Origin of the sequence: Streptomyces sp. SID5910 (assembly GCF_009862125.1) — a bacterium.
Taxonomy (GTDB): domain Bacteria; phylum Actinomycetota; class Actinomycetes; order Streptomycetales; family Streptomycetaceae; genus Streptomyces.
In genome coordinates this window covers 1-8,010 of the sequence record NZ_WWHX01000717.1, presented here as the reverse complement: position 1 = coordinate 8,010, position 8,010 = coordinate 1, and the positions used below count along the sequence as shown (strand labels likewise).

General features: G+C 68.1%; 4 protein-coding genes and 1 pseudogene. 2 read left to right on the top strand and 3 right to left on the bottom strand.

Going from position 1 to position 8,010, the window contains the following annotated elements; genetic code table 11:
- The 3 genes and pseudogenes from GTW67_RS24930 to GTW67_RS24920 all read right to left on the bottom strand — a co-directional run.
- Positions 1–940: pseudogene (locus tag GTW67_RS24930) on the bottom strand (sugar-binding protein); the annotation flags it as partial.
- Positions 941–1,043: 103 nt separating this feature from the next.
- Positions 1,044–5,327, bottom strand: coding sequence for a LamG-like jellyroll fold domain-containing protein (locus GTW67_RS24925; RefSeq protein ID WP_161167037.1), 4,284 nt, complete (start codon positions 5,325–5,327; stop codon positions 1,044–1,046).
- Positions 5,328–5,519: 192 nt separating this feature from the next.
- Complete coding sequence (locus GTW67_RS24920) at positions 5,520–6,518, bottom strand: GlxA family transcriptional regulator (protein WP_161167036.1); 999 nt, start codon at positions 6,516–6,518, stop codon at positions 5,520–5,522.
- A gap of 150 nt (positions 6,519–6,668) precedes the next feature.
- Here GTW67_RS24920 and GTW67_RS24915 point away from each other — a divergent pair, with 150 nt between their 5' ends.
- On the top strand, positions 6,669–7,259 hold the full coding sequence (locus GTW67_RS24915) for a cysteine hydrolase family protein (RefSeq protein ID WP_161167035.1): 591 nt from the start codon (positions 6,669–6,671) through the stop codon (positions 7,257–7,259).
- Positions 7,259–7,981: an isochorismatase family protein gene (locus GTW67_RS24910; protein WP_161167034.1), complete on the top strand. Its 723-nt coding sequence runs from the start codon at positions 7,259–7,261 to the stop codon at positions 7,979–7,981. The genes GTW67_RS24915 and GTW67_RS24910 overlap by 1 nt, the downstream gene beginning before the upstream one ends.
- The last annotated feature ends 29 nt before the right edge of the window (positions 7,982–8,010 follow it).

The window sequence follows — 8,010 nt, the reverse complement described above, 5'->3', positions numbered from 1 at the left end:
GACCGTCGCCGGCCCAGGATGCCTGGTTGTTGGTGTTGCCGGTGCGGCCGTCGATGGAACCGGAGGAGTACGCCAGGCCGATCCTGGGGGTCAAGCCGCCCGGGACGTCGGGGGCAGGCATGCTGTATGACCAGCTGAAGTCACCCGTGTTGAGATTGGTGCTCCAGGTCGCCGAGGCAGACAGCGGTGTCGCCTTGTAGTCGCCGTTCGCGCTTTCTGCGTCTGCCACCGCGGCGAGTACGGTGGGTGCCGTGGCGCTGAGGGCCACGTTCTGTGCGGTGAGTGTCTTGGCGTCCGGGTCGTTGACCGTGTCCACGGGCTTTGTGGTGCGGCATGCGGGCGTGGCCGGTGTTGTGAGTGCGCAGGCCGGCAGTTCGACGAGCGTCAGGCGCGAGGCGTAGCCGCCGCCGAAAGCGTCGGCGAACGAGGAGTAGTCCAGCTTGGCGCGTAGACGGCCCGGTGGCGTCTTCGCCTGGCTTTGGGTGCGCAGGGTGAACAGCAGACCGTCGACGCCGGCTCTCTGTGCCGTCTTCCGGTCCAGGATCCGGGTCTCGACCTTGCCGCGTGCGGGTGTGGCGGTGGTCTTGCCCGCAGTGTCCAGGCTCAGGGGAAGACCCTGGGCACGAAGGGGTGCGCGGGCGGCGCCCTTTTCGACACCGTTCGGCAGATCCACCACGGCGGTCGCCGCCGGTGGCCATGCTGCTTCGGGCGCGGCTTCAGGGGTACGGGGCCCCTTCGTCACAGTACGCGGTTTGGCCTTGACGGGCGAGCCGGGTACCGGCTTCTCGAAGGCGGTGGGGGCACCTTGTCCTTCGGTGGTGTCTGCCGCGACGGCGGGCTGTGTCACCCCCTGGAGGAGGGTGCCGACCATGACCGCGGCAGAAGCCAGGGCGACACGTCGCTGCAGTCCCTGGAGCCGTCTTCTGGATCTGCCGTTCATGTTCTTCGTCCTTCGCTGCGGTCATGGCCGCACAGAGCCGACATGGGGCTGGTGAAAATGGGGGAAGCACCGGTTGGGTCCGGATTGCGGACCCAACCGTGAATCAGACGTTGTTCGGGACTTCGGTGGGCATCCCGGGGTTACCTGCGGCGAGCATCTTGACCTGGGTTTCGGTCAAGATGCCCTGGAAGGCCCATACGTCGGACACGGCTCCAGGCCAGTACGCGCCCCAGGTGCTGGCCCCGGTCTTCGCGCGGCCCAGCTGCATCGGCTGCGCCGACTTGAACGACAGCACATCTTCGGCGAAGGACAGGCGGTCCGTGCATGAGCCGTCGTCCGGCTCCGCGTCTGCGTTCTCGTCCCCGCAGGCGATCTGTTCCAACTCGCCGTTCACGTAGAGGGACAGCTGTTTGGTGAGGCCGTCGTAGACCACTGCCAGGTGCGTCCAGTCCGTGGGTGAGAAGAACTGCCCGTTGTCCACGTTGGCGACCGAGGCATTGGCTGTGTCGGACGATGCCACCGCGATCCGCCAGCGCCCTGGGTCGGACTGTGGCGAGGCGCTGGGTTCGTAGCGCACGGTGAACGCGTTCTGCGTCGCGCCGGGCGCACTGAGGAGCGCCACGCTGTGGTCCGGGAGTGCGGCTGTCTGTGCCCAGGCGGTGACGGTGAAGCTGGCGTTGGTGTCCACGGGTGCGGTTGAGGTCATGCCGTAGTCGTCGATGCCGTCGAGTGAGACGCCGCCGTCGACCCACCCCCCGCCGACCTGCGCGCCGCCGTTCAGTGTCATGGCGTTGCCGGACGGGGACGCGTCGGGTGTGACCAGTGGTGATCCGGAGGCTGTCTCGAAGGTCCATCGGCTTTTGACCAGGGGCCGCTGGCGGTACATCTGCCGGACTTCGTCGTCGGCGATGGGCCGGTCGAAGAGACGTACGTCGTCGATCTGGCCGGGGAAGAAGGAGCCGGGTGCGCTGTTGTAAGAGCCGGCACCGATCTGGAAGGGGCCGCCGGCGTACCAGTCCGCTTGCAGAGGTGTTTCGCCTGCCTTGACACCGTTGACGTAGAGAGTGAGCCGATTGGCGACGGTGTCGTGCACGGCGACCAGGTGCGTCCAGGTGTCCGCGTAGGCGTGAGTGCCGTCGGGTTGTCTGGCGCGGATGATGGTGGCGGTGGTGGAGTCGGCGGAGTACTGGTTGGCTACCCACTGGTCGTAGTCGGCGGAGTAGTACAGCTCGAGGCCAGGGGCTCGGGTGCCGGTTTGGGTGGCGACGATGGCGGGGTGGTTGGGCTTGGTCTTGGGCAGTTTCGCCCAGGCTGAGACGGCGAAACTGCGGCGGTTGTCCAGGACGGGGCGGTCGGTGGTGGCGTAGCCGCTCGTGCCGTTGAGGGTCAGCGCATTGCCGGCGATGCCGGGTTGCCCGGTGGTGGCACCGGTGGTGAGCCGGGCGTCGGGTACCTGGGCAGCGCTGGTGAGCTGGGTGGCGTCGGCGGGGTCGTCCAGGCTGAAGACGGCGCGGGCGGGCCTGCCGGCGTTAAGCGATTCTTTCCCGTACAGGCGGGTCACTTCGCTGGGAGCGAGGGGCTTGTCGAAGACCTGAAGCTCGTCGATGGTGCCGGGGAAGAAGGAGTTCGGCTGGCCGTTGTACGAGCCGGCTCCTATCTGCAGGCCGCGGCGGGCGTCCCAGGGTGAGTCATGGATCGTGGTCCCGGCCAGTGCGCCGTTGACGAAGAGCTTCAGCTCATGGGTGGTGGCGCTGTAGGTGCCGACGAGGTGTGTCCATTCGCCGGGCTTGGCGCCGCCCGCAGCGGGTTGCATGGCGCGCACGATTCCCGCACCCGAAACATCGGCCTTGTACTGGTTGAACACCCAACGGTCGTAATCAGCGGAGTAGTACAGCTCGAACCCTGGCGAGTGATTGCCGGGCTGAGCGGCAACGATCGCCGGGTGGTCGGGCAGGGTGGACAGTTTCGCCCAGGCCGAGACGGAGAAATCGGCCGAGGTGTCGGCTGTGGTGATAGCGGTGACGGCGTAGTCGTCGACGCCATCGAAAGAGACGGCTGTGCCCTTGGCTCCGGGCACGGCGAGGGTGGGGCCGCCCTTCAGGTCGGCTACGCGTGGCGGTGCCGTGCCGGCGGCCGTGATGGCCCCGGCGGTCTCGTCGAGTTGCCACATGGCGCGTTCGGGCTGACCTGCCTTGACGCGGAAGCGGTACCCGGCCGGGGCCGAGACGTTCCCGGCCGCATCGACAGCGGAGACGTAGAGGGTGTTGACGCTGGCCTCGGGGGGCAGCAGCTTCAGCTGTTTCGCGGCACCGTTGGTGGTGGTGATCGTGTTCTTGGTCGTCGGGTCGACGTTGACGCCGTAGAGGTACTTCACGCTCTGGGTGTCGTTGCCGCCCACGGTGAACGTGCCGTACTTGCCGATGCCGTCGTACCACGGGTCCTGCGGGTTCTCCGGGTCCGAGGCCGGATAGTCGCTGGAGGTGATCTTCGGAGGCGCCGGGGCCTGTGTGTCGTAGTAGAAGTAGCAGGCAGTGGCGTTACCGGCGAAGGACCAAGGGGAGTACTGGGCTCCGTCGTAGGAGCGGGCGTACCACAGGACCTGTCGGTTCTTCGGGACGGAGGTGGGCAGGCTGATCGAGAAGCTCGACCCGGAGGCCTTGTAGGAGGTCAGGGAAGGCTGCCAGCGGGCGATGAGGCCCTTGCCGTCGCCGGTGTCCCACTTGGCCTGGAACTGCACGGCGATGTTGTCGCCGTCCGGGTCACTGACACCGTTCGCGTAGATCTTGCCGAGGGAACGGATCCGCGGGGCGGGGCTGTACTTGCACGTACCGCCGTACTCCATGGTCAGCTGCGAGTTCTTGATCTGGGACGGGGGACGGTTGTACTTCACCCGCAGATAGGCCTTGTCGGAGAACCGCTTCCACCCGTATCCGTCGGACTCGCTCGCCGCCCGCAGCCCGAACGTCATCGTCGAGTTTCTGCTGTTGGCCGCTGCCTGCACGGCCGATCGCACGTCAAACTCGGCGTCCTTCGCAGCGCAGCCCGAGTAGCCGTAGGCGAAGGACTTCGATCCCAGTTCCTTCACCCAGAACCCGGAGGCGTTCTGGCTGTTCCACGTCGTCGATGACGAGATGTCCTTGGTCTGCCACAGCTCGACCGCGCGTGCCGAACACGAGGCCGACCAAGTGTTGCGGACCACGAACTCCGCGGACAGGACAGACTTGCCCGCGAACGCGGACACGGGGATGCGGTAGAAGAGCCGCTTGGTGTCATGGGGATTGCAGTACGCCCAGTTGCAGTAGCCCAGGCCGGCATCCGGGTCGCCGTTGAACTTCCACTGCGGTGAGGACGCCCAGTACTTCGACGCCATCGTCCAGGCGGATGCCTGCGGCGTGTACCACTGAGGGTCGATGAAGACCGGGTAGGTGGTGTCGTCGCCCGTGAGGGTGTCGGCATCGGGCCGCAGGACCAGTTCGTCCTGCCCGGCGCCTACCTCCACCTCCACCGGTGCGAGCTTGCCCGACTCCCCTGCCCCTGGCTCGGGGCCCTCCTCCGCCGCCTGCCCCGAAGCATCAGCGGCCTGACCGGCCGTAGCGCTTTTCGTCTGCGTGCGAGCGGCCGGGGCTGTACCCGGGCTGGAGTCCCACATCATCGGCTTCGGTGCCTCGAAAACCGCACCGCCGGCTCCTGTGTCGAGGGCCTGGAGGCCGCCCTCGGCGGTCTCCTTCACATCGAGTCCGTCGGCGGCCAGCTTCAACCGCAACTCAGCGAGTTTGTCACTCGCCGCCGCCTCGGCTGTCTTGACCACCAACAGCTGGGTGAAGCCGTCTTCTTGAGCGGTCATCCGCAGGTCGACGTCCGGCAGGACCGATGAGTAGGTTGCCACTGCGCCGTCCAGGAACGGCTTCGGCAACGACGTCGGCCAGGACAGGCTCATTTGCCTGCCGGCGCGCTGCATACGCACCAGAGGTTCCGATCCACCGCCGGAGAACTCCAGGTCCACCGCGGCCGCCTTCGGAGCGACCGTGCCCTCAGCAGTCGTGGCCAACGCCGTATCGATGCGCTGCCAGCCGTTCTGGCTGCGGGTCCAGACGGGCCGCAGGTACTCGCGTGCCTCCAGATCGCCCTCTGGGGTTGCGTACACCTCTCGGGTCTCACTGCGCTGGCTGCGGATCTCCACCTGCTTGCCGGTCCGCTTGGCCTCGGCCAGCGCCTCGGCTTCCGTCAAGCTGCTGCTGCCAGTCGTCGCGCTCGGCAGCGAGGCCTGCGAGGCGGCTGGCGCAGCCGCCGCCTCCGCGCCGCTGAGAGCAGGCACCAGCCCGACAGCCAGAGTTCCGCCCAGCAGTGCCGCTACAGCCCTGCCCCCGCCCCGCAATCGGGTCCACATCCCCGCCACACCCCACCCACAAGATTCACAAAGTAGCCAGGGGTAACTAACACCTCAACAGAATGTCAGGTCAACAGGAAGGAAACGGACAAGAGCATGCCAAAGTCCGGAACACCACGTGAGGAAACCGACGTTTACTGAGCGTTGTGTTGATATTGATCACGGTTCGGTGCCATGTGTGATGGGTCGAGATCAACGAGGTGCCGGCGCGGTCCTGAACCGGCGTCGGTATTCCGTCGGGGTCGTGTCGAGGCGGCGGCGGAAGGCTCTGACCAGGGTGTCGACGGTGCCGAAGCCGCAGGCGGTGGCGATTCGCTCCAGGGTGGCGTCGGTGGATTCGAGCTGGTGGCGGGCCACCTCGACGCGGGCCGACTCGATGTAGGCGTGCGGGGTCGTGCCGAGTTCGTTCTTGAAGATCCGGGTGAGCTGCCGTTCGCTGACGTGGGCGGACGCGGCGAGGTCCGCGACGGTGAGGGGTTCGGCGATGTTGCGCATGATGTGGTGGCGCAGGTCCTCGATGCGCCGGGTCGCGGAGACCTGCTCCAGGGGCACGCTGAACTGGCTCTGCCCGCTGGGCCGCTTCAGGTACATCACGAGCTGCCGGGCCACGCGCAGCGCGACGGCCTCGCCGAGGTCGTCGGCGATGAGCGCGAGGGAGAGGTCGAGGCAGGCGCTGATGCCCGCGCCCGTCCACACGTCGCCCTGGCGGATGAAGATCGGGTCGGCGTCGACCTCGATCGCCGGGTGCTCGGCGGCGAGCTGCCGCGCGGTCGACCAGTGGGTGGTGGCGCGCTTGCCGTCGAGGAGTCCGGCGGCGGCGAGGATGTGCGCGCCGACGCAGACGGACGTGACCCGCCGGGTACGGGTGGCGAGTTGCCGTACCCGTTCCACCACGGCGGGGTCGGTGAGCGGGTGCACGTGGCGCTGGTCGTCCACCTGGACGGCGCCGGGCACGATCAGGGTGTCGATGCTCTTCACGGCCAGGTCGTCGAAGGTCGTGTCGGGCAGGACCCGGACGCCGGCGCCGGTGGTGACCGGGTCCATGGTCTCCGCGGCGAGGACGACCTCGTAGCCCGCCGCCTCGTCGGTCTCGCGGCGGGCGAGGGAGAACACCTCCGGCGGCCCGGTGACGTCGAGCAGGTCGACGTCCTCGAAGAGGACGATGACGATCAGACGGCTGACGATGCTCATGGAACCCCCCACACTCGACGGCCGGCGGCCATGTCGGTTTCTGCATGTTAGACGACATTGCCGACACGGGCCGGGGGCCATAGCGTCGTAGGCGCAGGTCACCGCACCGGTGAACTGCCTTCCCCTCCACGCGAATTCAGGTGGTTCCCCATGCCCAGAACGACGCTGCGCCAGCTCAACGGCTTCGACGAGACCCCGGCGAAGCTCGCCGAGTCCACGCTGATCCTCGTCGACTACCAGAACACCTACACGACCGGCGTCATGGAGCTGGACGGCTGGCGGGAGGCGCTCGACGCCGCTGCCGAACTGCTGGCCCGGGCCCGCCAGGAGGGCGCGAAGGTCATCCACGTCGTCAACGACGGCGGCGAGGGCACCCCGTACGACATCCGGGCCGAGGTCGGGCAGATCCACCCGAGCGTCGCGCCGCTGGACGGCGAGCCCGTCGTCGTCAAGAAGGTGCCGAACGCCTTCGTGGACACGGACCTCGGCGAGCACGTCGACGCCGCCGGCAACAGCGACGTCGTCATCGCCGGCTTCATGACGCACATGTGCGTGGCCTTCACCGCCCAGGGCGCCTTCCTGCGCGGCAACCGCCCCACCGTGGTGGCCGATGCCAGCGCCACCCGCGCCCTGCCCGTCGCGGGCACCGAACTGGACGCCCGCCAGGTGCACTTCGGCGCCCTGGCCACCATCGCCGACCTGTACGGCGTCGTCGTCCCGTCGCAGAAGGAGATCGCCTGATGAAGCTGCTCCGCCCGGCCGCCGCGCTCGCCGCCGCCGCCGTCCTCGCCGTCACCGCCACCGCGTGCGGCGGCGAGTCCGAGGCCGCCTCCCCCAAGGGCGAGCCCTCGGCCTCCGCCACCACCGCGGCGAACGTCGCGAAGGACACCACGACGCTGCGCAAGCTCAACGGCCTGGACGAGACCCCGGCCACGCTCTCCGACGCGACGCTCATCCTGGTCGACTACCAGAACACCTACACCGAGGGTGTGATGGAGCTGGACGGCTGGAAGCCGGCGGTGGACAACGCCGCGGCCCTCCTGAAGCGGGCCCGCGCGGCGGGCACGCCGGTCATCCACATCGTCGACAAGGGCTACGACCTGAAGTCGAAGGCGGGCCAGATCATCCCGGCGCTCAAGCCGGCCAAGGGCGAGCCCGTCGTCGAGAAGAGCGTCCCCAACGGCTTCCACGGCACCGATCTCGCCGCGCAGGTGAAGAAGGCGGGCCGCGAGAACGTCATCATCGCGGGCTTCATGACGAACATGTGCACCCTGTTCACCACCCAGGGAGCCTTCCTCAACGGCAACAAGCCGACCGTGGTGGCCGACGCCTCCGCGACCCGGCCGCTGCCCCTGAAGGGCAACCCGAACGGCATCCCCGCGCAGCAGGTCCACGAGGCCGCGCTCGCGACGGTCCAGGATCTCTACGGCGTCGTCGTGCCGTCGCAGAAGTCCCTGACCTGAGACTTCCCCCCACCCTGAAATCCCCCCAC

Coding starts and splice junctions, on each gene's coding strand:
- GTW67_RS24925 (WP_161167037.1), bottom strand. CDS start 5,327: ATGTGGACCCGATTGCGGGGCGGGGGCAGGGCTGTAGCGGCACTGCTG.
- GTW67_RS24920 (WP_161167036.1), bottom strand. CDS start 6,518: ATGAGCATCGTCAGCCGTCTGATCGTCATCGTCCTCTTCGAGGACGTC.
- GTW67_RS24915 (WP_161167035.1), top strand. CDS start 6,669: ATGCCCAGAACGACGCTGCGCCAGCTCAACGGCTTCGACGAGACCCCG.
- GTW67_RS24910 (WP_161167034.1), top strand. CDS start 7,259: ATGAAGCTGCTCCGCCCGGCCGCCGCGCTCGCCGCCGCCGCCGTCCTC.